The following is a 21,686-nucleotide window of genomic DNA, read 5'->3' as shown; positions in this document are numbered from 1 at the left end:
CCTGCGCAATTCCCACTGACTCGAAACCTCACCAGGATCAATACCAGCATGATTCCCATAAATTCGGATGAATATCCCCAAATTGCCAACAACTCAATCAACAGTCATGAAAACCGCCCTGACAAGCCAGAAGAAGCTTGTGGTGTGTTTGGCATTTACGCCCCAGAACAAGACGTTGCTAAATTGACCTACTTTGGATTGTATGCTCTCCAGCATCGGGGTCAAGAATCTGCTGGGATTGCTACCTTTGATGGTCCCCACGTTCACCAGCACAAAGATATGGGATTGGTGTCTCAAGTCTTCAATGAAACCATCTTAGATCAATTACCCGGAAATCTGGCAGTTGGTCATAATCGCTATTCCACCACCGGTTCTAGTCGCAAAGTTAACGCCCAACCCGCTGTGGTGGAAACTCGCTTGGGTTTACTGGCACTAGCACATAATGGTAATTTAGTCAATACCGTAAAACTGCGGGAAGAGTTACTCAAAGATAAGTTTAACTTAGTAACAACAACTGACTCAGAAATGATTGCTTATGCGATCGCTCAAGAAGTCAACGCCGGTGCAGACTGGGTAACAGGAGCTATGAGCGCCTTTCATCGTTGCGAAGGCGCATTTAGCCTGACTATTGGCACACCAGAAGGGATCATGGGAGTCCGTGATCCTAATGGCATTCGTCCCTTGGTAATTGGCACATTAGACAGTCAACCTCTACGGTACGTTCTCGCTTCCGAAACCTGCGGTTTAGATATCATCGGTGCAGAATATCTGCGTGATGTCCAACCAGGGGAATTAATTTGGATCACTGAAACCGGCTTAGAATCATTTCAATGGCATCAAAAATCAGAACGCAAACTTTGTATCTTTGAAATGATCTACTTTGCCCGTCCTGATAGTCTTATGCACGACGAAACCTTATACAGTTATCGAATGCGGTTAGGACGGAAAATGGCCGCCGAATCCCCCATAGAAGCCGATTTAGTCTTCGGTGTCCCTGATTCCGGTATCCCTGCCGCCATTGGCTTTTCCCAAGCCTCTGGTATAGCTTACGGTGAGGGATTGATTAAAAATCGCTACGTCGGCCGCACCTTTATTCAGCCTACCCAAGCCATGCGCGAGTCAGGGATTAAAATGAAACTTAACCCCCTCAAAGATGTCTTATTTGGTAAGCGAGTTGTAATTATTGATGATTCCATTGTCCGGGGAACTACTAGCCGCAAACTCGTACAAGCCTTGCGTGATGCCGGTGTAGCCGAAGTCCACATGAGAATTTCTTCTCCCCCTGTCACCCATCCTTGTTTCTATGGTATTGATACTGATACCCAAGATCAATTAATTGCGGCGACAAAATCAGTCGAAGAAATAGCCAAGCAATTACAAGTTGATAGTCTCGCTTATTTAAGTTGGGAAGGAATGTTAGAAACCACCAGAGAAGATACTAATAGTTTTTGTTCAGCTTGTTTTACTGGTGATTATCCTGTGGCTATTCCTGAAAAAATGAAGCGTTCTAAGTTGATTTTGGAAAAAGCTGTAGTTTAGATAATTCTATCATCTTGTGCGGTGGGCATCTTGCCTGCCTTAATATGCAATTGTCACAAATCAGGATACCCAGAATTCGAGGATTTACAGGATTTTTATTTGATGAACTAAGTAGGTGGGCGTTAAAAATTGTCGTTGGGGTAAGGCAGGGAGCAGGGGGAAAGAGGGTTTCAGCCCTATTTACTTTCCTTCACATACCTTTAAATTTTTCCGTTTACCTACTTATCACATCTTTTAAAAATCAGTTACATCATCATTTATATAACATCCAAAAATTCTCATATCCTCAAAATCAAACTCCAGAAAAAATCCTCATTCAAACAAACTTTTTCCCTAGAAAACACTTGACAGAATATCAATATTGACATATCATATGTAGTTCTTTGTATAAATTATCGGGTAAAGTGACGACATTAAGATTATTCATTGGTGAAACTCCCAAAGACTTTTATAGACTATAATAACACAGGTATATTATTAAAGATTTTGGCGATACAATAGATTTACACAATTATGGTGAAGACTATTATGGTAAATTACCACTTGCGTGAATGTCTGCCATCTTCCACCGAACTTCTTGACTCTGATGATACCCCAGTGGATAACGAACTACAAAACCTGATTCCCAATTTATTAGAAGCGATTTTAGCTTTATTTTGGAATAACCGTAATGATTGGTTTTTTGGTGTGGATATGGGTATTTACTCCGCACCAAGTCAACCAGCATTAGTTCCCGATGGATTTTTGAGTTTGGGAGTAGAACGCTTTATTGGAGAAGAAGGACGATTAAGTTATGTATTGTGGGAAGAAGATAATATTCCGCCTATTTTCGCTTTAGAAGTAGTTTCTAAAACTTACAATGGTGAGTATGAAAAAAAGAAAATTGATTATGCGAAATTAGGGATTTTATATTATGCAATTTATGTACCTACTCGTCAATATCGCCGCAAACGTCAACCTTTAGAAATTTATAAATTAGAAAATGGTGAATATGTTCTTCAGCCTAATAGCACATTATGGATGCCAGAATTAGGTTTAGCATTAGGAAGAGAACGGGGTACATATTTAGGACGAACGCGAGAATGGTTATATTGGTATGATCAACAAGGACAAAGATTACCAACTCCAGAAGAGTTTGCACAACAAGAAAGATTAAAAGCCGAAAGACTAGCCCAAAAATTACGAGATTTAGGAATTAATCCAGAAGACATTTAGAAACTTCAAAATTTTCAGTTTTTTCTGTTGATTACAAAGATCCCCGATTTTTTGGTAAAGTCTGGGATCTAAATTATTTCTCGTTATTTTGCCTAATCTAAGTTTTCCTTGTCTGAATGATCATCTTTATCAGGTTTTTTCATCCCCTCCTGGAAATTCTTGAGACTTTTTCCTAAGACTCCTCCCAATTCAGGAATTTTCTTCGGTCCGAAAATCAAAATTGCAACTATGGTAATTATCACTATTTCCGGCCATCCTAATCCAAACATGATGATTTTCCTTTTTGACTCAATGTAATTAACTAGAGAATTTATTCCGTCCTAATTGGCATATCTAACCACTGACTCAATTCTCTCGCTAACCATTCTAATTCTGCTTCGGATTTAATAGTAAATTTATTAACACCAAACTCAAATTTTTCTACCCCTGCCCAAATTACCAATTTTGCAGGTACTTGAGTTTTATCTCCATCTGAGTCTTTAGTAAAATATTGGGGTGTATAAACAAGTTTATTAATACTTTTCCTAGAAGCTGAACGACGACGAGGAATTTTCCATTTCCCTAACTGGTGATTAAAAGAAATTTGTTGCTGATCTATATGGATGCTGACACCGCCAAACAAGCCGTATACTATATCGTAAATCAGCGAAAAACCTACGCCCCAAAAAGGTAGAGAGAACAAAGCAAAGGGTATATTAGCGGGAAAAGGTGCAGAAAGAGCGCCAATAGTCCAAACTAAGATAAATGAATTCCAAAATGTAGCGAAAAACCCTATAAACACCATTGAGGATTGAAAGCCCACAGGAGGAATAATAATGTCTAAAGCATCTTCATTTTTTGTAAGTTTAACTTTACTACCTGCTGGTTTATCTTGCTGCTGTTGTTTGGAAATCCAATTATTTTGATCCCAATACCAATCACCTCGTTTAGATTCTAATGGCATAATTGCTTCTGAAAAATTATTTTGCAACCTGGATAAAGCTTGACGCGCAGAACTAAATCGTTTTTCTAAAATAGGTTCTGTCATCAACTCTAACCAGTTAGCAAAACTAGGACTAAGATTAGCAACTTGCTGAAATTGAATGTGAAAATCCTTTTGGGGTAAATCCGCTGGGTGAGTTCCTGTCACTAAATAAATTATTGTGCATCCTAAACTATAAAGGTCAGAAGCGGGAACAGTCCGCCCTCCAAACTGTTCCTGTGGCATATAACCATAAGTCCCGACAATGGTTCTTGTCCCTGCTTCTGCTGCTAGGACGGTTTGGACTGAACCAAAATCTACTAAATAAACTGTGCCAATACTATTGCCCGATCGCTCTCCTAATAAAATATTGCTAGGCTTAAGATCACGATGGATAACTGGTGGATTTAAATCATGTAAATATATAAGAATCTCTAAAACTGATGAAGCGACTTCTTTAATTTCAATCTCTGTAAATTTCCTCCCAGTTTGTAAATATTGTTCTAGAGTTTGGGCGGGGATATAAGTTTGGACAAGGGCAAATCCTTGATCTTTAGAGGAATTTACTTCAAAATAGTCTAAGTAAGCAGGAATCTGAGAATGTGATAAAGACTTTAAGGTTTGGGCTTCTCTCTCAAATAATTTGAGATCATCCCATTCAAAATCACTACTAAAGGCAAGTAACTTGACAATTACCGATTTTCCAGTTACTAAATCAGTAGCGAGGAAAGTTCTTCTGCCGGCTTTTTTGCCTAGCTGTTGTTGAACTGCGTAGCGATTAGCTAATATTTCCCTGTTCATCATTGTAGTTTCCTGATGTCACTTGTCAGTATCAATACAAATTTATCGTCCCTATTTCCAGTTGTTAAATTTTAATTGTTAATTTTTAATTGCTTATGCCTTCCCCACTTTGGCCTTATATTACTCCAGGTATCCCCGATGAATTATTTGAGAATTTACCAGGTATTCCGCTAAGTCAGCGAGAATTAAGATTGTTATTGATTTCCCAATTACGACTACAAGCTGATTCGGTATTGTGGGATATTGGCGCAGGAACAGGTACAATTCCTATAGAGGTAGGTTTATTGTGTCCCCAAGGACGGGTAATTGCTATCGAAAGGGACGAGGATGTGGCTAACCTAATTAAACGCAACTGCGATCGCTTTCAAGTCAAAAACGTTGAAGTCATTGAAGGTAGCGCCCCAGAATGCTTAGACCAAATCAAGTTAGCACCTGATCGCATCTGCATTGAGGGAGGAAAAGCCATACAGGAAATTGTCCAAGCTGCATGGCAGTATTTACCAATGTCTGGGCGAGTGGTCGCCACTGCTGCTAACCTAGAAAATCTGTATACTATTTCTCAAAGCTTTTCTCAGTTAAGAGTTAGGAATATTGAAGTTGTCCAGTCAGCGGTAAATCGCTTAGAAACACGAGGCTATTCTCAAACCTTTGTCGCAGCCGATCCTATTTTCATTCTCAGTGGTGAAAAACTAGATTAAATTCGTTCGGTTTTCGGTTTTGGGTGGAATCCAAAATCCAAAATCTAAAATCCCAAATATTATCCTATGCCCTGGTCTCGAATTATTAGTGGAATTATTGCGATTATCATGGCGCTATCTGCAACCCTATTGGGGGGTTGGTATTTTACGATAGCGATCGCCCTTGTCGTATTTTTAGGTCAACAAGAATATTTTAATTTAGTCCGCTCTAGAGGGATCACACCCGCAGTCAAAACAACCATGTTTGTCAGTCAGGTATTATTGGCAATTTCTACCCTTGATAGTAGTTTGGCTGATGCCATTATGCCAATAGCCGGCACACTTATTTGTTTTTATCTGCTATTTCAACCCAAATTAGCCACCATTGCCGATATTTCCGCCTCTATCATGGGCTTATTTTATGTCGGTTACTTACCAAGTTACTGGGTACGCTTACGAGGAGTTGGTCACACTATTACCAGCAACCTGCCTTTAAGCGGTTATTGGCCATCCAACTGGCAAGATATTGGACAAGGCAATTTTATCTCCTTGCCAACGGGCTTAACAGCAACTACCCTCGCATTTTTATGTATTTGGGCTGCTGATATTGGCGCTTATATTATTGGTAAATTCTTTGGCAAAACTCGGTTATCAAATATTAGTCCCAAAAAAACCGTAGAAGGTGCAGTCTTCGGAGTAATTGCTAGTTTAACTGTGGCCATTATCGGCGCTTACTTTCTTCATTTTCCCAACTGGATTGTCACCGGTGCTATGTTAGGTCTAATTATTGGTATTGCTAGTTTATTAGGTGACTTGACAGAATCTTTGCTCAAACGTGATGCTGGTGTCAAGGATTCAGGACAATTGATCCCTGGTCATGGAGGGATTTTAGATCGGACTGATAGCTATATTTTTACTGCTCCTCTAGTGTATTATTTTATCACATTGCTTTTACCTTTATTAGAAAAAACGCTGTAATAGTACCTAAGGGAAGATATCGTCTCCAATTGCCCATATCACCCACAATAGCTAGATAATTTCCGCCAAATTTAGGGAATATTGAACTTTGATTTTTTAATAATTATGGGTTAAGATTAATACGTCCATAGCAACTAAGTTGTCCTGGTATCAGAGAAATTTTGGCAATATCAACATCTGTTCCCAGATTTATAATATAAGGAGCATTCCTGTCCCAAAGCACCCCCTGATCAGTCTTGACCTGAACTTGCGTTAATTGCAGTTCTTGACCATTGAGTAGTTCTAGCCCTAAATAAATATTGAAAAATGCCCCTTCCATCTCAGAGGCGGGGATACCATTCAGAATCAATACCTGATTGTCAAGGGTGATTTCTCGCCAAGAGATGTCCTGGGAATTTAGGCGATATTCTGCTAATAGTGGAAACAGTAAATCATTTATAGCCGTCAATAATAATGGAGATGACAGAGAATTATTAAGATCATGTTCAGTGATTATTAGCTTACCAACTACAGGTACTATTGCTGATAATTGTAAAGGTTGTCCTTTCAAAATTGCAGCCACATTCAGTTGGATCTTTTCTGCCTGAAGTTCAATTTGTGTAACATGAAGACCTTGATACACTCCATGACTAGCAGAAATTGATAGTCCAGGAATACAGCCAGACAGCAATTGGCGATCGCTTGCTGTAATCTGTACCTCTAAATGAGATACTTGATTTAACTGGCTTCTTAACCAAAGCTTAATCGCTGATGTTAAAACTTTTGTAATAATCCTGACTTTGCTGTTATTTGTGTTTGGGGAACTTGGTTCTGTCATTTTTCGACGGTTATATCAATGTAAATATGCTCAAAACTTGAGTATTTTAAACAAACCTTAACTTTAACATGGAAGTTTGTTAACAACAAAATGCAAACATTAGCAGTATAAAAATATTCAGCGAAAAAATCACAATTTAAACATGGAGGCCCGGTTACAAAAAATTCTCGCTCAATGGGGTATCGCCTCACGACGTGAAGCTGAAGAAATGATTAGGCAATCACGAGTATGTGTAAATGGGGTATTAGCACATTTAGGACAAAAAGTCAATCCTCACCAAGATAAAATCTCTATAGATGGTCAACCTGTACTGAGAGAACAGCGTCCATCCAAAATGTATTTATTACTGCATAAACCAGCAGGAATTGTCTCCACTTGCCATGATCCCCAAGGAAGACCAACGGTTTTGGATCTTCTCCCCTCAGAATTAAGAACCGGATGGGGTATTCACCCGGTTGGCCGTTTAGATGTAGACTCGACAGGAGCATTGATTTTAACCAATGATGGAGAATTGACCTATGGACTTACCCATCCTAGTCATAGTATTTCCAAGACCTACCGTGTTGTAGTTCAAGGACATCCTCCAGCCAAAGTTCTCGAAAATTGGAGTCAGGGCATAGTTCTGGAAGGAAGAATCACAAGACCTGCTCAGGTGCGTTTGATTGAAAATTATATTGCTCAAAGCTGTTTAGAGATAGTTTTACAGGAAGGAAGAAACCGGCAAATTCGTCGTATAGCCGAACAGTTGGGATATCCAGTTATTAAGCTACATCGCACGGCCATCGGTTCAATTCAATTAAAAACATCAACAACAGCATTCTTGCCATCTGGTAAATACCGTCATCTGAGTCAGGATGAAATTAGTTTTTTAAATAAGCAGATAATTCGCACACCTATTAAGACAAAGCCGAGTTAAGGAGTAAAAGAAAAACATGAAATGGTTCAGAAAGAAGGGTGAAAAGTCAGTCAAACCTTCTATCAAGGAACATCAAGCCGAAAAGTTAGGGCAACTTGGCTCTCAACTAGCTTCCCTACGGCAGGAACAGGGTTTAACTCTAGATGAGTTAGTCGTATTCACGAGAATTCCTCGACGACTTTTACAAGCCATCGAAAAAGGTAGTTTAAGCGACTTACCAGAACCCATCTATATTCAAGGCCTAATTAGACAGTTTGCAGACGCTTTAGGACTTCAGGGTAGGGAATTTGCCGGTCATTTCCCCATTGGTTCTCAATCAGTAAGTGTTCAATCCAATTGGAAAGTACAAGCTGTTCCTCAATTACGTCCTGTTCATCTTTATCTGCTGTATATTGGGCTGATTTTCTGCTCTGTTAACGGTTTATCCCAGTTCTTGAATAATTCCACTTTGCAAGCAAACAATCGCCAAATTCAACCAAAAACTGTAACCCAATTGGCAGGGCAAGAGGCGGCTAATAATACATTTATCAGCAAAAAAGGGGATCAATCCGTACAAATTGGTGTCACCTTAAAAGCTTCATCTTGGATTAGCGTGGTTACAGATGGTAAAACAGCTTTTGAGGGAGTTTTACCACAAGGTTCTAGCCGCACCTGGAACGCCACTGAGCAACTGACAGTAAAAACTGATAATGCTGGTGGTGTGTTAATGAGTGTGAACCAGCAAAAAGCAAAGGAAATGGGAGAAATCGGCAAAGCTCAAGAAATCAACATCGCTGCCAAACCAAACTTATAGGAGTCAGTGGTCAGTAGTCAGTGGGAAAATTCTTTCTCCCCCCCTACTCCCCTACTCCCCTACTCCCTGTTACCTGTCACCTGCTTCTCTATAAGCGCGTCCGCAACGGAGAGTGAGAGTTTTTAAGCGATAGCTTAAATCTGGCGTTAATACCCCCGATTGGTAACGCCACTCCCAATTTCCCTCCGCCGTACTGGGAAAATTCATCCGGGCTTGGGTTCCCAAGCCTAATACATCCTGCAAAGGTGTAATCGCTTGATTAGCAATAGAACTCAAAGCTAACCTAATTAAATCCCAGTGTATACCATCTGGACTGATACAACCCAAATACAACAATAAATTTTGCTTTTCGTAATCATTCGCAGCATTAAACCAGCCTACAGTCGTATCATTATCATGAGTACCTGTATAAACTACAGCATTTCGTGTGTAGTTAAACGGTAAAAAAGGATTACCGGGATCAGAACCAAAAGCAAACTGTAATACCTTCATACCTGGAAACTCAAACTGATCTCGCAGCGCTTCCACTTCTGGCGTAATAATCCCCAAATCCTCAGCCAAAACAGGTAACTTACCCAAACGCTCTCTAATTGCCTCAAATAAAGCCACCCCAGGTGCTTCAATCCATTCGCCATTCATAGCAGTCGTTTCTCCCTGGGGAACAGCCCAATAAGCCTCAAAACCCCGGAAATGATCAATGCGAATTATATCCACATAATCCAGCATCGCCTCAAAGCGCAATATCCACCATTTAAAATCTTGTTTTTGCAATTCTTCCCAGTTATAAACCGGATTTCCCCATAATTGACCAGTAGCGCTAAAGTAGTCGGGTGGAACTCCCGCCATTAAAGCCACTTCTCCCGTTTCTGCATCTAAAGCAAAAATCTCAGGATTAGCCCACACATCAGCACTATCATGGGCTACATAAATGGGAATATCCCCAATAATCTCTATCCCATTGTCATTAGCATAGTTTTTCAGTTCTGACCACTGCCGGAAGAACTCATATTGAACAAACTTGTAATAAAAAATCTCCCCTGCTAAATCTTTTTCCATCTCAGCTAAAGCTGCTGGTTCGCGTTTGGCTAATTCCGGTTCCCAATTGTACCAGCTTTTACCATCTTGGGCATCTTTAAGTGCCATAAATAACGCATAATTATTTAACCAATAGCCTTTATCAGCACAAAACTTAGCAAACGCTTGTTTTTGAGTGGAATTTGCTTTAGTTTTAAAATCCTCACAAGCTTTAATGAGGAGATTGACCTTAACAGGAATAACTTCGTTAAAATCTACCTTATCTACAGGAAAATCTGGTAAATCAGCCAAATCTTCGGCAATTAACAAGCCCTCCTCTAACAACTTTTCAGGACTAATCAAAAAGTAATTTCCCGCCATTGCGGAGTAGCACATATAGGGAGAATTACCGTAACCGGTCGGTCCTAGAGGTAAAACTTGCCAATATTGCTGCTGACTATCTTTGAGAAAATCAATAAACCGATAAGCTTCCAAACCCAAATCCCCAATACCAAAGCGACTGGGGAAAGAACTAGGATGTAGTAGAATACCACTTGATCTAGGAAAAGGCATATTTAACCTGAAATATAGGAAAACGTAATTGTTTATAGGATACGCATAGAATTTATCATGGCATAGTTAGTCTTGACTGTTCTGATTCATGAAGAAATGAGAAGATTAATTCAAGTCCCCGACTTCTTCAAGAAGTCGGGGATCTATTTCATACACAATCCAAAATCCAAAATTGTATGACTTACAGAAATCCTGCCCCCACCGTTGATATCATTATTGAATTAATTGATAGACCTCATCGCCCCATTATCCTGATTGAAAGACATAATGAACCTCTAGGTTGGGCGTTACCCGGTGGTTTTGTTGATTATGGTGAATCAGTAGAAAAGGCAGCAATTAGGGAAGCAGAGGAAGAAATAGGTTTAAAAGTAGAATTAATCGAACAGTTATTAGTGTATTCTAATCCCAGTCGAGATCCACGTCAGCATACAATTAGTATTGTGTTTTTAGCAACAGCTACAGGTGAACCTTTAGCGGGTGATGACGCTAAGGGGTTGGGTATTTTCTCACCTTGGTGTGTTCCTGATAGTTTGTGTTTTGATCATGACCGGATTTTGCGGGATTATTGGCAATATAGAAATTATGGGATTCGTCCAAGGTTGGGATAAGGTGACAGGTGCTACGCCACGGGGACAGGTGCTACGCCACGGGGACAGGTGCTACGCCACGGGGACAGCGAGGAGAGGAAGATTCAGATAGATTCATCAAAACTCTTTAACTCTGTTAATAACTCTTGACTGTCTTTCCACAAGCTAATTTTGCCATCACGATAGATTTTGGCAATAAATGGAGCAGGATGTTTACGGACAAATTCTTGCATGGGAACTATTGCTTTAACAAAGATTGCGGCCATATCTTCCCCTCGCAGGTTTTGTGAAGCCAACACGAACATTTTAATTTGAGCGCGTGCTACGGCAATTCTTTCTAATTGATTTTTGCTGATTCTGTCATCTTTAGTTAACACAACCCAGCCTTTTTCACCTACTTGTGGTAGCCAATCTACATCTAAAGCACCTTTATCAAAATGGTCATCATGAATTTCAATAGTGATACCTGCTGTGCGGAGTGTTTCGGGAATAGATTTTTTACCTAAGCATCTATCTATAAAAAATGTAATTGATTGAGGATGTATCATGCAGCAGCAGGTAACTCACAACGAATAGCTTCTACAATTGTTACTGAATCGCAGTCATAATCATCACATAAATCCTCAATAGAATCACCTGCTTTCAATCGTTCTGCCAAAATACTGGTAGCAATTCCGGTATCAGCAATTACAAGACGACCAAAAGCAATGCGGGGATCAATAACCACAATACGAGGGTTATTTTCTTCGTGAGAATGAGTAAAAGGATAAAGTTTAATTGCTAACCCAGTATCATCAGGTTCAATGCGTTCAAGATGAGCATTTAAAGCATCTTTTAAATCTGTTTTCCCATTTTTAGAAGCGTTAATTAGAGAACAATATTTTTCTATAAATAGATCAGCACCATCAGTTCGGAATTTTTCACGCGCTAGGGGGTGCGGTACTTGAAACTGCTCATCAATATAATCAAGAGCTTTTCTAACATTATCTAGTTGAATTTTATGATGTTGACGAATTGCTCTTAAAACATGAATTTCTACTAAATTAGTAAATGAAAGCAAGGTTGGTTTAAAGTCTTTAGTAGCAATAACTGGTTTAAAGAAAGTCACACCATTAATAGTGGGATAATTTCTGCCCACTGTCCACGAGCGAATTGTTCCTACTGGGATACGGAGATACTTAGCAGCATCCCTAATAGAGTAGGAAGGAATATCTCTTGGATCAGTTTTTCCATAAAGTTGCATCATTTTATGTATCTGTCTGAGATGTTCATCTTTAATTATTAGTGATATTCAAGGGTAAAGCACAATGCTAAACCCAAGCTGTTCAATTTCCTGACTGTCTCAACAGATAGTCTAAAACTCGGTCAATTCGTTCCAATGCTGCATTAGTTGTCAATTGATACTCCTGAAACTGTGATTTCTGCTCTTCATAGTTTCGATCAAGTTTTAACATTAATGCTTCTAATCTTTCAGTTCTTGCCTTTGTTTCCTCTATCTCACCACCTGCTTTGTTAAATAGGCGCTGAGTATGAAAGATAAACTCATCAACTCTGCTTGATAATTGGTCAACCCGTATTCCTAATTGGTCAAGTTGTGTTTGGGTGTGGTCTTGTTTTGCACCTAACTCATCCAATATGATTTGGGAACGGTCTTGTTTTGCACCTAACTCATCCAACATGATTTGGGAACGGTCTTGTTTTGCACCTAACTCATCTAACATGATTTGAGTGCGGTCTTGTTTTATACCTAACTCATCAATCCGCCGATTAGCTGATTCAGCATAGGTAGCGGCTGAGATCAGTAGTTGACGAATGGTAGCAAATTCAGTTTCCACGCGGTCAATTCTTTGTTCTGTAGTCATGTTAGTTCTTTTTGTTTTTGGTGTTGGCGCTTCGCTATGGCATCACTGACAAGTATTTTTACCATTTGGCTCATTGAGCGTTTTTCGTTTTTCGCTGCTGTTGATATTTCTGCATAAAGCTTTAAATCATCTTCATCAGTGAAATATATGTTTAGTCTTTTTCCTTCAGGCATAATGGCAATGCTTAGTATTTCTATGCTTTTATTTTCTCTTGATTTTCCTCTTTTTGTCATGCAGTGTTAGATAGTGCTATTGTAACACTGTATTAATCATTAGGCAATATTGCCATCAATACCTGTACTTTAGTGTCAAGCATTGTTTTATACTTTTACAATAGTATTCAATGGTGCATTATGGACGCTGAAGAACTTTTAGAGAACTACGCCGCAGGACAACGACAATTTCATTCCGTAAATCTGAGAGGGGTAGACCTTACAGGTGTAAATCTGAGTGGTATAGACTTTTCTAGTGCAGATTTAACAGGAGCAGATTTAAATAATATTAACCTAAGTAAAGCAAATCTTCAAAATGCCAATCTCTCTAGAACATCTTTGAAAAATGCTAACTTGAGTGATTTAGTAGGTGGTTCTGGTTTAAATTTGTCATGGTCTGACTTGAGTGGTTCTGATTTGAGTAATGCAAATCTTAATAATGTTAATTTCAAGAATGCTAACTTAGATAATACTAATTTGGAGAGAGCAAAGCTAGAGAATACAAATTTTAGTAGTGCTAATCTCAGTAATACGAATATAAAAGATAGTAGTTTAAAATCTGCAAATTTTACTGAGTCATATTTGAAAGATGTAAACTTAGTCAGAACTAATCTCAGTTCTGCTATTTTTATTAAAACTAAATTGACTAATTGTGATTTGAGTGAAGCAAATCTTAACAGTACCAACTTTAGTAAAGCTGAAAAGAGCAGATTTGACCGGCGCGAATATTTATGGTGCAACCTTTAAAAATGCTGACCTCACAGGTGCGATAATGCCAGATAGAGAAGTTTACCAAACATCTACAGATCTAGAATTTGGTAAACCAGAAACACCATTAGCAAAAGAGCCAAAAGACATATATATTATGACTCGTAAAGTAATCCGTACCGATAAAGCACCTGCACCCGTTGGACCATATAATCAAGCAATTCTCGCCTCTGGGCAAATGTTATTTGTAGCTGGACAAATTGCCATAGATCCCCGTTTAGGTGATGTTGTCTACACTGAAGATGTAGTTAAGCAAACTGAACAGGTAATGAGAAATATTGAAGCTATCCTCACAGAAGCAGGCGCTACATTTGCAGATGTGGTGAAAACTGGGGTATTTTTAGCTGATATGAATGATTTTGCCGCTGTTAATGCGGTTTATGCAAAATATTTTCCCGAAGATACCGCCCCAGCGCGTGCTTGTGTGGAGGTTTCCCGTTTACCTAAAAATGTATTGGTAGAAATTGATTGTATTGCCGTAATTGGTGGTTAAATAAACATCTGGTAAAAATTCAATATTCGTCATTTATAACCCTTGTAGAGATGTTCTATGTAATGTCTCTACATTTTTTGTTAGAAATATTTAGGGCTTGCTGGATAAACCGAAAACCTGAATAAATTACCTGACTTCGACATAAGATAATTTTTGGAAAACTGCCCCAAATATGAGTCTCAAACCCTGATGATCTCGTTGAAAAAATCATAACTCTGTTCGCGTAGCGTCTCCGAAAGAGAAACTCCGAACTCAGGTGATTCCTATATATTTTTAATAACTTATTTAGACTCAAAATTATAATCTCTAAATTGTTTGTTTCTGACAAATTCGTTTACCAGTAACTTCTGTAACAATTCCCTTACAATAAAATAATAATCAAAGCCAGAGATTACAGGAGAACAATCTAAATCATGCTACAAGAATATCGTCAACAGGTTGCACAACGCGCTCAACTGGGTATTCCTCCCTTAGCATTAGACGCACAACAAACATCAGTATTGTGTGAATTACTGAGAAATCCCCCGACAGGCGAAGAAGAGTTATTATTAAATTTATTACGCGATCGCATCCCTCCTGGAGTAGATCAAGCTGCTTATGTAAAAGCCGGATTTCTTACTGCTATTGCGAAAGGGGAAATTACCAGCCCCTTAGTTTCACCAATCGATGCAGTGGAATTACTGGGAACAATGATTGGTGGTTACAATGTTCAATCCTTAATTGATTTACTGCAAGTTTCCAGCAGTTCTGTATCAACAGCATCAGAAACACCTTTGGTCATGGGAGGAGAAGGAAGAGAACAAATCGCCGCTTATGCAGCTAACGCCCTCAGCAAAATCATGTTGGTGTATGATGCTTTCCATGATGTTTTAGAATTGTCGAAAACCAATCCCTACGCCAAACAGGTGGTAAACTCTTGGGCAGAAGCTGAATGGTTTACTTCCCGTCCGACATTACCAGAATTGATCACCGTTACCGTTTTCAAAGTTCCCGGAGAAACCAACACTGACGACTTATCACCGGCAACCCACGCTACAACCAGACCAGATATTCCATTACACGCATTGGCGATGTTAGAAACCCGTCAACTGGGAAGTTTAGAAACCATTGCAGAGTTAAAGAAAAAAGGACATCCTGTGGCCTATGTCGGTGACGTGGTGGGTACAGGTTCATCTCGTAAATCTGCAATCAATTCTGTATTATGGCATTTGGGTAATGATATTCCCTTTGTACCAAACAAACGGGCTGGGGGTTATATTTTAGGAAGTGCGGTCGCACCTATCTTTTTTAACACCGCCGAAGATGCGGGAGCTTTACCCATACAATGCGATGTCACAAAAATGGCAACTGGTGACGTAATTACCATCTACCCCTACAAAGGTGAAGTTACCAACGCCGCAGGAGAAGTAATTTCCACCTTCAGCCTCAAACCTGACACTATTTTAGACGAAGTTCGCGCAGGTGGCCGCATTCCCCTATTAATTGGCCGTACCCTCACCGACAAAACCCGTCAAGCCTTGGGTTTAGCACCCAGCGATTTATTTATTCGTCCTCAAGCACCAACCGACACCGGAAAAGGCTACACATTGGCGCAAAAAATGGTCGGTAAAGCCTCTGGTTTACCAGGAGTACGTCCGGGGACATCTTGCGAACCAATCATGACCACAGTGGGTTCTCAGGACACTACAGGACCAATGACCAGAGACGAATTAAAAGAACTGGCTTGTTTAGGTTTCAGTGCAGATTTAGTCATGCAAAGTTTTTGTCACACAGCCGCTTATCCCAAACCTGTGGATATCAAAACCCATCAAGAACTACCAGACTTCATTTCCTCTCGTGGTGGCGTGACCTTGCGTCCCGGTGATGGTATCATTCACTCCTGGTTAAACCGGATGTTATTACCTGACACCGTGGGAACAGGAGGAGACTCCCATACCCGCTTTCCCTTGGGAATATCCTTTCCTGCGGGTTCTGGTTTAGTGGCCTTTGCTGGTGCATTGGGTGTAATGCCTTTAGATATGCCAGAATCTGTATTAGTCCGGTTTAAAGGAGAATTGCAACCAGGAATTACCTTGAGAGATATTGTTAATGCCATTCCTTATGTAGCCATGCAAAAAGGATTATTAACAGTGGAAAAACAGAACAAGAAAAATGTTTTTTCCGGGCGTATTTTGGAAATTGAAGGATTACCAAATTTGAAAGTAGAACAAGCATTTGAATTAACAGATGCTTCCGCCGAACGTTCTTGTGCAGGTTGTACAATTAAGTTAAGTGAAGAGACAATAGCCGAATATTTGCGTTCCAATATTGCTCTGTTAAAAAATATGGTAGCACGGGGTTATAGTGATGCCAGAACTATCATGCGGCGCGTGGCAAAAATGGAGGAATGGTTAGCCAATCCTGTATTATTATCTGCTGATGCAGATGCGGAATATGCAGAAGTAATTGAGATTGATTTAGACGAAATCAAAGAACCAATTGTAGCTGCACCGAATGACCCTGATAATGTTAAGTTATTATCAGAAGTTGCGAATGATCCAGTACAGGAAGTTTTCGTAGGTTCTTGTATGACAAATATCGGACATTATCGAGCAACAGCCAAGGTTTTAGAAGGTGCAGGAGCGGTAAAAGCGCGGTTATGGATTGCACCTCCGACAAGAATGGATGAACATCAATTAAAACTAGAAAAAGTGTATGATGTTTTTGTAAGTGCGAATGCGAGAACGGAGATTCCAGGATGCAGTTTATGTATGGGAAATCAGGCGCGAGTTGATGATAATACAACGGTGTTTTCTACCTCAACTCGTAACTTTAATAATCGCATGGGAAAAGGCGCTCAAGTGTATTTAGGTTCAGCCGAATTAGCAGCAGTTTGTGCGTTGTTGGGACGTATTCCTACGGTTAAGGAATATATGGAGATTGTTGGGGAGAAAATTAATCCTTTTGCTGATAATTTGTATCGTTATTTGAATTTTGATCAAATTGTTGGTTTTGAGGATGAGGGGAGGGTGATTAGTAAGGAGGAACAGGCGGCTTTGGTATAATTTAGGTTAGGGTGGGTCTGGATGGACTCACCTTGATTTTAAAGGGTTTATATTCAATTATTAAGATTTCTTAATCTAGCTAAATTCACCTATTTCACTGGTAAAATGTAATTAATTCACTCAATCAAAAAGCTCTAACTTTAGATATCAAAACAATAAATTGTCAAATATGGTAACTCAACTAGAAATTACAAATCAACGCAAAGAAAATGCGGAACAAGAAATCCGCGATAATAGAAAGCGTGTTGACTATAAGACTTTAGAATATCCTATCGAAGTAATTGTTCAAAAATATTTAGATGGAATAGATGAAGATAAAAATGAGATTTTTATTCCAGATTATCAACGAGCAATGGCTTGGGATGAAGATACCCAATCAAAATTCATTGAATCTATAATGTTAGATTTACCAATCCCTTATATTTTTGTGGCCGATGTATCAGAATCAGAAGATTTAACCCGGTTGGAAATTATAGATGGTACACAACGTATTCGTACTTTAAGCAGGTTTATTAATAATGAACTTACATTAAGAAATCTTGAAAAACTAACAAATCTTAATGGCTTTACGTTTACAGATTTACTACCAACACGCCAAAGACGTTTTAATAGAACTACTATTAAAATGATTCAATTAACAGAAGAAGCAGATGAAGAAATTAGAAGGGATTTGTTCCAAAGAATTAATAGTGGTAGTGTTGAATTGAATGAAATGGAAAAACGTAGAGGAGGTGAACCAGGAAAATGTCTTGATTTAGTTGAGGAACTTTCAAAAAATCTACTATTTAGAGATTTATGTTCCTTTACTGACACTGAAATTAATAAAGGAGATCCACAAGAATATGTATTACGTTTTTTTGCATTTTTAAATAATTATCAAAATTATGGCAATTTTGAAAACAAGGTTCATAAATTCTTGAATGAATATTTAAAACTGGAAAATCAATCAGATGAGAGCAAAATAAATGCTATGAGAAATGAATTTGATTCAATGTTAGCATTTGTACAAAAGTATATTTCCAATTCTTTACATATTTATCGAAAAACTAAGAATTGCTATGAACCTACAACTAGAATTAAGTTTGAATCTATTACAGTAGGTATTGCTTTGGCGCTCAGAGAAAATCCTAATTTAGTTCCAAAATCTACTTCCTTTTTAGATTCTGATGAGTTTAAAAAATTAACGAAATCTGATGCTAGTAGTTCTCAAAATAAAGTCAGTCGTCGTATTGAATATGTTCGCAATCAGCTTTTAGGTAATTCATGACAAGTACATTATTTCAAGATTTTAATGAACGCGCTAAAGAAGTTAGTAAATACTTTTACTTCCTGAAAAACCTAGAGCAAGGTTACATTCAATTAAGTATGGGTAATGCTAACAATATAAAAACAAAACCAATAGATGATGATTTAGAAAATACTCTTAAAGCAACAGGATATTTGTTACTATATAACCTAGTTGAAGCTACTATGCGTAATGCTATTGAAACAATTTTTGATGAATTAAAAATGCAACAAGTCTCTTTCGATGACGTGAGAAAAGAAATAAAAAAAATTATTATTAATCATGTAAGAGATAAAGATATCCAATCTACAGATACTCTTTTACAAGGTCTCATAAATATTTCAGTTGATATCATATCAGTTACCTTTGATGCTCTGATTAAGAAAGAAAATAAGAAAAGACTATTTTCAGGTAATGTAGATGCACAAAAAATCAGAAATATAGCAAAAATTTACGGTTTTTCGTCCCAAACTAATAAAAGCAAAACTCAAGACGGAAGTGATTTACTCACAATTAAAACCAATAGAAATGATTTAGCACATGGTTTTAAGACGTTTGAGGAAATTGGCAACAAAGCTACTGCTGATGAATTATTGAAGATTCAAAAAAGAGTTATTTGTTATTTAAGGGAAATATTAGAAAATGTAGAAAATTATATATCAAATCAAGAATATTTACAGATAAATGTACAAAATAGTGAAAATACTTAGTGCGTAGAAATTATCAGCATCCCAGAGTAGTGGTCTATATTGCTTTTATATAGGAGCGCGATCCCCGTTTTCAGGAATAATGGAAGTGTGATCGCTTTTTGATGTAGGTGGTATGAAATGCGATCGCCTCTTAAATAAATTAGTATAATTATATTAACTAGCCCAAATAACTACTTAATAAACAGGGTAAAAATGCCAGCGAAAGACATCTACCATGATGTAGTTAAAAATGCCTTAATCAAAGATGGTTGGACAATTTTAGCTGATTCTTATACACTTGAATATGAAGATGATAACCTTTATGCTGATTTATTAGCAGAAAAAACTTTATTAGCAGAACAACAAAACCGGAGAATTGTTGTTGAAATCAAAAGTTTTATCAATCCTTCACCAATGAAAGATTTTCAAAATGCTTTAGGTCAATATCTTCTCTATCGTGACTTTCTCGAACTTTCTCACAAAGATTATGAACTTTATTTAGCAATAAAAAATTCGGTATTTAATACTTTCTTTCAAAGGAAATCAATTCAAGCAGTAATCCAACGCCATCAAATGAATTTTATTGTCTTTAATGATAAAAAGGAGGAAATTACATCATGGATAAAATCATAAAATACCGAGAATTGATCAAGAAAATTCTCACAGAATATGATCAATTAGTTCATCAATCACCTGATTATGATTCTGAAACCTGTTTAGTATTTGATGAAACCCATGATCATTATCTTTGGTTAACAGTTGATTGGAAAGAAGATAAACGACTCAAATCAACTCATGCTCACGTAAGAATTAAAAACAATAAAATTTACATTGAGGAAGATTGGACTGAGGAAGGTATTACAACGGAATTATTAAGGGAATGTGTACCGAAAGAGGATATTGTTTTAGCTTTTCATGATCCAGAAACTCGGAAGTTTACAGAGTTTGCGGTGGCTTAATAGAGAACGAATTTGTTGGTATAATTTAAGTTAGGGTGAGTCTGGATGGACTCACCTTAATGTTTTGAAAAAGGTTAAGATATGTGCAGTACCAAATAGAATTTAAACCCAAAGCGATTAAAGATTGACAGAAAATTCCTGTAAATGAAAGAGAACGTATTATCAATAAAATTGAAGCAATGCAAGATGATTTACAAGGAGATGTGAAACGCTTAACAAATTTTACTCCAGAATATCGTTTACAGCAGTTTGTGATTATCGAGTTTTGTTTGAATTAGAAGAACAAACTATAATCGTGTATAGGGTTAAGCATCGTAGTAAAGCTTATGAGTAAGAGGAGGTTAAAAAATGATTGAATTACATCCTGAGTTTTTAATAAAAAATATTGGTGAAAAAATTCATGAAAAGTTTTTTGAACAAGTTGCGATTGAATTAATTTTACAAAAATATCAAGTTTCACTGTTGGTTGTTGATATTAATAAAGAGGAGATTATCAAATGGACAAGTTAAATCATTATCAAAATATAATCAAACAAATCCTCACTGAATATGAAAGAATTTCAGCACAAGTACCTGATCCTGATATAGATGAGGTGTTAATGTTTGATGATCAAAGAAGTCAATATCTTTGGTTTAATATCGGTTGGAAAAATCATAAACGAGTGAAAGCAATTTCGGTTTATGTCAGAATTAAAAATGAGAAAATCTATATTGAGGAAGATTGGACAGAAGAAGGTATTGCAAATGAGTTATTAACCGAAGGTGTACCAAAAGAGGATATTGTTTTAGCTTTTCATGGTCCTGAAACTCGGAAGTTTACAGAGTTTGCTATTGCTTAATACTTTCTCTTGATCCTAAATTTAATCTATAGGGAAACAAAAATGAACTTTTACACAGTTGTTCTTAGACAAAGTTCTGGTTATTGGGTGGGTTTGTGTTTAGAAAATGGTATTGTTGGACAGGGAGATACTCAAGAAGATGCAAGCCTACATTAGATATTAAAAAAATGTACGAGTATGAAGAAGTTCCTCTATCTTTGTACATTCACGCGCTTTCAGAAGAAAAAATACCTGTATCACAATATTTACATTATTACCAAGTAATTGAATGTTATTTTCCTAAATGTTTACAAGAATTTGATTATCGTTGGTGTTTAAAACTGAGAAGTTTAAAATATCTCAATAGCTCTTAAATAAATAGTGGATATGTCTAGGCTGACCTAGCACTGGGTATATTTCTTGCGGTAGGTCATAAAAAATAAAACCCAATTCGTTAACTACGGATTGGGTTATTTGCTATATAGGGTTTAGGGAGCGATCGCTATTTGATGTAGGTAGGATGGAGTGCGTTAGCGGTAGCTTACCGAAGGTATCGCTATCGCTATTTGATGTAGGTAGGATGGAGTGCGTTAGCGGTAGCTTACCGAAGGTATCGCTATTTGATGTAGGTAGGATGGAGTGCGTTAGCGGTAGCTTACCGAAGGTATCGCTGTTTGATGTAGGT

At 37.8% G+C, this 21,686-nt stretch carries 25 protein-coding genes; 17 read left to right on the top strand and 8 right to left on the bottom strand.

Going from position 1 to position 21,686, the window contains the following annotated elements:
* Positions 1 to 48: 48 nt before the first annotated feature.
* Both purF and PN471_RS11730 read left to right on the top strand, forming a co-directional pair.
* Positions 49 to 1,539, top strand: a complete 1,491-nt coding sequence (purF, locus tag PN471_RS11735; protein WP_271777002.1) for an amidophosphoribosyltransferase — start codon at positions 49 to 51, stop codon at positions 1,537 to 1,539.
* Positions 1,540 to 2,067: 528 nt separating this feature from the next.
* Positions 2,068 to 2,754, top strand: coding sequence for a Uma2 family endonuclease (locus PN471_RS11730; protein ID WP_193898077.1), 687 nt, complete (start codon positions 2,068 to 2,070; stop codon positions 2,752 to 2,754).
* Positions 2,755 to 2,846: 92 nt separating this feature from the next.
* Here PN471_RS11730 and tatA read toward each other — a convergent pair whose 3' ends face one another.
* A complete protein-coding gene (gene tatA, locus PN471_RS11725; RefSeq protein ID WP_271777000.1) occupies positions 2,847 to 3,023 on the bottom strand; it encodes a twin-arginine translocase TatA/TatE family subunit in 177 nt (58 codons plus the stop codon).
* Positions 3,024 to 3,064: 41 nt separating this feature from the next.
* Positions 3,065 to 4,516 (bottom strand): serine/threonine protein kinase, encoded by a 1,452-nt coding sequence (locus tag PN471_RS11720; RefSeq protein WP_271777001.1) that lies wholly within the window; start codon positions 4,514 to 4,516, stop codon positions 3,065 to 3,067.
* 95 nt (positions 4,517 to 4,611) lie between these two features.
* Between PN471_RS11720 and cbiT the strand changes: the two genes are divergently transcribed.
* Positions 4,612 to 5,214: a precorrin-6Y C5,15-methyltransferase subunit CbiT gene (gene cbiT / locus PN471_RS11715; protein ID WP_271776999.1), complete on the top strand. Its 603-nt coding sequence runs from the start codon at positions 4,612 to 4,614 to the stop codon at positions 5,212 to 5,214.
* 66 nt (positions 5,215 to 5,280) lie between these two features.
* Positions 5,281 to 6,171 (top strand): phosphatidate cytidylyltransferase, encoded by an 891-nt coding sequence (locus tag PN471_RS11710; protein ID WP_271776998.1) that lies wholly within the window; start codon positions 5,281 to 5,283, stop codon positions 6,169 to 6,171.
* Between the two features lie 103 nt (positions 6,172 to 6,274).
* On the opposite strand, the gene PN471_RS11705 is transcribed toward PN471_RS11710, so the two are convergent.
* On the bottom strand, positions 6,275 to 6,988 hold the full coding sequence (locus tag PN471_RS11705) for an LmeA family phospholipid-binding protein (RefSeq protein ID WP_271776997.1): 714 nt from the start codon (positions 6,986 to 6,988) through the stop codon (positions 6,275 to 6,277).
* Positions 6,989 to 7,130: 142 nt separating this feature from the next.
* Here PN471_RS11705 and PN471_RS11700 point away from each other — a divergent pair, with 142 nt between their 5' ends.
* A complete protein-coding gene (locus tag PN471_RS11700; protein ID WP_271776996.1) occupies positions 7,131 to 7,904 on the top strand; it encodes a pseudouridine synthase in 774 nt (257 codons plus the stop codon).
* A 16-nt stretch (positions 7,905 to 7,920) separates the two neighbouring features.
* Positions 7,921 to 8,697: a helix-turn-helix domain-containing protein gene (locus PN471_RS11695; RefSeq protein WP_271776995.1), complete on the top strand. Its 777-nt coding sequence runs from the start codon at positions 7,921 to 7,923 to the stop codon at positions 8,695 to 8,697.
* A 69-nt stretch (positions 8,698 to 8,766) separates the two neighbouring features.
* On the opposite strand, the gene malQ is transcribed toward PN471_RS11695, so the two are convergent.
* The gene (malQ, locus tag PN471_RS11690; protein WP_271776994.1) at positions 8,767 to 10,284 is read right to left on the bottom strand and encodes a 4-alpha-glucanotransferase; all 1,518 of its coding nucleotides are present in this window, start codon (positions 10,282 to 10,284) and stop codon (positions 8,767 to 8,769) included.
* A gap of 176 nt (positions 10,285 to 10,460) precedes the next feature.
* Here malQ and PN471_RS11685 point away from each other — a divergent pair, with 176 nt between their 5' ends.
* Complete coding sequence (locus tag PN471_RS11685) at positions 10,461 to 10,892, top strand: NUDIX hydrolase (protein WP_271776992.1); 432 nt, start codon at positions 10,461 to 10,463, stop codon at positions 10,890 to 10,892.
* A gap of 83 nt (positions 10,893 to 10,975) precedes the next feature.
* Here PN471_RS11685 and PN471_RS11680 read toward each other — a convergent pair whose 3' ends face one another.
* The 4 genes from PN471_RS11680 to PN471_RS11665 form a co-directional block, all read right to left on the bottom strand.
* Positions 10,976 to 11,419: a hypothetical protein gene (locus PN471_RS11680; RefSeq protein ID WP_271776991.1), complete on the bottom strand. Its 444-nt coding sequence runs from the start codon at positions 11,417 to 11,419 to the stop codon at positions 10,976 to 10,978.
* The gene (locus tag PN471_RS11675) at positions 11,416 to 12,117 is read right to left on the bottom strand and encodes a DUF433 domain-containing protein (protein WP_271776990.1); all 702 of its coding nucleotides are present in this window, start codon (positions 12,115 to 12,117) and stop codon (positions 11,416 to 11,418) included. Before PN471_RS11675 ends, PN471_RS11680 begins: the two co-directional genes overlap by 4 nt.
* A gap of 79 nt (positions 12,118 to 12,196) precedes the next feature.
* A complete protein-coding gene (locus tag PN471_RS11670; protein ID WP_271776989.1) occupies positions 12,197 to 12,733 on the bottom strand; it encodes a 6-aminohexanoate hydrolase in 537 nt (178 codons plus the stop codon).
* Entirely contained in the window at positions 12,730 to 12,966 is a 237-nt protein-coding gene (locus PN471_RS11665; protein WP_271776988.1) for a ribbon-helix-helix domain-containing protein, read from the bottom strand. The genes PN471_RS11670 and PN471_RS11665 overlap by 4 nt, the downstream gene beginning before the upstream one ends.
* A 120-nt stretch (positions 12,967 to 13,086) precedes the next feature.
* On the opposite strand from PN471_RS11665, the gene PN471_RS11660 reads away from it, so the two are divergent.
* The 10 genes from PN471_RS11660 to PN471_RS11610 all read left to right on the top strand — a co-directional run bounded on the left by PN471_RS11660 (position 13,087) and on the right by PN471_RS11610 (position 21,375).
* On the top strand, positions 13,087 to 13,692 hold the full coding sequence (locus PN471_RS11660; protein WP_271776987.1) for a pentapeptide repeat-containing protein: 606 nt from the start codon (positions 13,087 to 13,089) through the stop codon (positions 13,690 to 13,692).
* On the top strand, positions 13,658 to 14,206 hold the full coding sequence (locus PN471_RS11655) for a RidA family protein (protein ID WP_271776986.1): 549 nt from the start codon (positions 13,658 to 13,660) through the stop codon (positions 14,204 to 14,206). Before PN471_RS11660 ends, PN471_RS11655 begins: the two co-directional genes overlap by 35 nt.
* A 413-nt stretch (positions 14,207 to 14,619) precedes the next feature.
* Positions 14,620 to 17,250 (top strand): bifunctional aconitate hydratase 2/2-methylisocitrate dehydratase, encoded by a 2,631-nt coding sequence (acnB, locus tag PN471_RS11650; RefSeq protein ID WP_271776985.1) that lies wholly within the window; start codon positions 14,620 to 14,622, stop codon positions 17,248 to 17,250.
* Positions 17,251 to 17,419: 169 nt separating this feature from the next.
* Positions 17,420 to 18,517: a DUF262 domain-containing protein gene (locus PN471_RS11645; protein ID WP_168359184.1), complete on the top strand. Its 1,098-nt coding sequence runs from the start codon at positions 17,420 to 17,422 to the stop codon at positions 18,515 to 18,517.
* Positions 18,514 to 19,245 carry an MAE_28990/MAE_18760 family HEPN-like nuclease gene (locus PN471_RS11640; RefSeq protein WP_028090495.1) on the top strand — a complete coding sequence of 244 codons (732 nt, stop codon included), beginning with the start codon at positions 18,514 to 18,516 and terminating at the stop codon, positions 19,243 to 19,245. Before PN471_RS11645 ends, PN471_RS11640 begins: the two co-directional genes overlap by 4 nt.
* 192 nt (positions 19,246 to 19,437) lie before the next feature.
* A complete protein-coding gene (locus PN471_RS11635; RefSeq protein WP_271776984.1) occupies positions 19,438 to 19,857 on the top strand; it encodes a XisH family protein in 420 nt (139 codons plus the stop codon).
* Positions 19,842 to 20,183 carry a XisI protein gene (locus PN471_RS11630; RefSeq protein WP_168359190.1) on the top strand — a complete coding sequence of 114 codons (342 nt, stop codon included), beginning with the start codon at positions 19,842 to 19,844 and terminating at the stop codon, positions 20,181 to 20,183. Before PN471_RS11635 ends, PN471_RS11630 begins: the two co-directional genes overlap by 16 nt.
* A 348-nt stretch (positions 20,184 to 20,531) precedes the next feature.
* Positions 20,532 to 20,693 carry an element excision factor XisH family protein gene (locus PN471_RS11620; protein ID WP_271776983.1) on the top strand — a complete coding sequence of 54 codons (162 nt, stop codon included), beginning with the start codon at positions 20,532 to 20,534 and terminating at the stop codon, positions 20,691 to 20,693.
* Positions 20,681 to 21,022: a XisI protein gene (locus tag PN471_RS11615; protein ID WP_271776982.1), complete on the top strand. Its 342-nt coding sequence runs from the start codon at positions 20,681 to 20,683 to the stop codon at positions 21,020 to 21,022. Before PN471_RS11620 ends, PN471_RS11615 begins: the two co-directional genes overlap by 13 nt.
* A gap of 167 nt (positions 21,023 to 21,189) precedes the next feature.
* Entirely contained in the window at positions 21,190 to 21,375 is a 186-nt protein-coding gene (locus PN471_RS11610; RefSeq protein ID WP_271776981.1) for a hypothetical protein, read from the top strand.
* Positions 21,376 to 21,686 lie beyond the last annotated feature (311 nt).

Source organism: Aphanizomenon sp. CS-733/32, from assembly GCF_028330045.1.
GTDB lineage: Bacteria > Cyanobacteriota > Cyanobacteriia > Cyanobacteriales > Nostocaceae > Dolichospermum > Dolichospermum gracile.
This window is presented reverse-complemented; position numbering and strand designations above follow the sequence as displayed.

What these genes read in the sequence shown, in the direction of transcription:
- purF (WP_271777002.1), top strand. Translation starts at nt 49, where the DNA reads ATGATTCCCATAAATTCGGATGAATATCCCCAAATTGCCAACAACTCA.
- PN471_RS11730 (WP_193898077.1), top strand. Translation starts at nt 2,068, where the DNA reads ATGGTAAATTACCACTTGCGTGAATGTCTGCCATCTTCCACCGAACTT.
- tatA (WP_271777000.1), bottom strand. Translation starts at nt 3,023, where the DNA reads ATGTTTGGATTAGGATGGCCGGAAATAGTGATAATTACCATAGTTGCA.
- PN471_RS11720 (WP_271777001.1), bottom strand. Translation starts at nt 4,516, where the DNA reads ATGAACAGGGAAATATTAGCTAATCGCTACGCAGTTCAACAACAGCTA.
- cbiT (WP_271776999.1), top strand. Translation starts at nt 4,612, where the DNA reads ATGCCTTCCCCACTTTGGCCTTATATTACTCCAGGTATCCCCGATGAA.
- PN471_RS11710 (WP_271776998.1), top strand. Translation starts at nt 5,281, where the DNA reads ATGCCCTGGTCTCGAATTATTAGTGGAATTATTGCGATTATCATGGCG.
- PN471_RS11705 (WP_271776997.1), bottom strand. Translation starts at nt 6,988, where the DNA reads ATGACAGAACCAAGTTCCCCAAACACAAATAACAGCAAAGTCAGGATT.
- PN471_RS11700 (WP_271776996.1), top strand. Translation starts at nt 7,131, where the DNA reads ATGGAGGCCCGGTTACAAAAAATTCTCGCTCAATGGGGTATCGCCTCA.
- PN471_RS11695 (WP_271776995.1), top strand. Translation starts at nt 7,921, where the DNA reads ATGAAATGGTTCAGAAAGAAGGGTGAAAAGTCAGTCAAACCTTCTATC.
- malQ (WP_271776994.1), bottom strand. Translation starts at nt 10,284, where the DNA reads ATGCCTTTTCCTAGATCAAGTGGTATTCTACTACATCCTAGTTCTTTC.
- PN471_RS11685 (WP_271776992.1), top strand. Translation starts at nt 10,461, where the DNA reads ATGACTTACAGAAATCCTGCCCCCACCGTTGATATCATTATTGAATTA.
- PN471_RS11680 (WP_271776991.1), bottom strand. Translation starts at nt 11,419, where the DNA reads ATGATACATCCTCAATCAATTACATTTTTTATAGATAGATGCTTAGGT.
- PN471_RS11675 (WP_271776990.1), bottom strand. Translation starts at nt 12,117, where the DNA reads ATGATGCAACTTTATGGAAAAACTGATCCAAGAGATATTCCTTCCTAC.
- PN471_RS11670 (WP_271776989.1), bottom strand. Translation starts at nt 12,733, where the DNA reads ATGACTACAGAACAAAGAATTGACCGCGTGGAAACTGAATTTGCTACC.
- PN471_RS11665 (WP_271776988.1), bottom strand. Translation starts at nt 12,966, where the DNA reads ATGACAAAAAGAGGAAAATCAAGAGAAAATAAAAGCATAGAAATACTA.
- PN471_RS11660 (WP_271776987.1), top strand. Translation starts at nt 13,087, where the DNA reads ATGGACGCTGAAGAACTTTTAGAGAACTACGCCGCAGGACAACGACAA.
- acnB (WP_271776985.1), top strand. Translation starts at nt 14,620, where the DNA reads ATGCTACAAGAATATCGTCAACAGGTTGCACAACGCGCTCAACTGGGT.
- PN471_RS11645 (WP_168359184.1), top strand. Translation starts at nt 17,420, where the DNA reads ATGGTAACTCAACTAGAAATTACAAATCAACGCAAAGAAAATGCGGAA.
- PN471_RS11640 (WP_028090495.1), top strand. Translation starts at nt 18,514, where the DNA reads ATGACAAGTACATTATTTCAAGATTTTAATGAACGCGCTAAAGAAGTT.
- PN471_RS11635 (WP_271776984.1), top strand. Translation starts at nt 19,438, where the DNA reads ATGCCAGCGAAAGACATCTACCATGATGTAGTTAAAAATGCCTTAATC.
- PN471_RS11630 (WP_168359190.1), top strand. Translation starts at nt 19,842, where the DNA reads ATGGATAAAATCATAAAATACCGAGAATTGATCAAGAAAATTCTCACA.
- PN471_RS11620 (WP_271776983.1), top strand. Translation starts at nt 20,532, where the DNA reads ATGATTGAATTACATCCTGAGTTTTTAATAAAAAATATTGGTGAAAAA.
- PN471_RS11615 (WP_271776982.1), top strand. Translation starts at nt 20,681, where the DNA reads ATGGACAAGTTAAATCATTATCAAAATATAATCAAACAAATCCTCACT.
- PN471_RS11610 (WP_271776981.1), top strand. Translation starts at nt 21,190, where the DNA reads ATGTACGAGTATGAAGAAGTTCCTCTATCTTTGTACATTCACGCGCTT.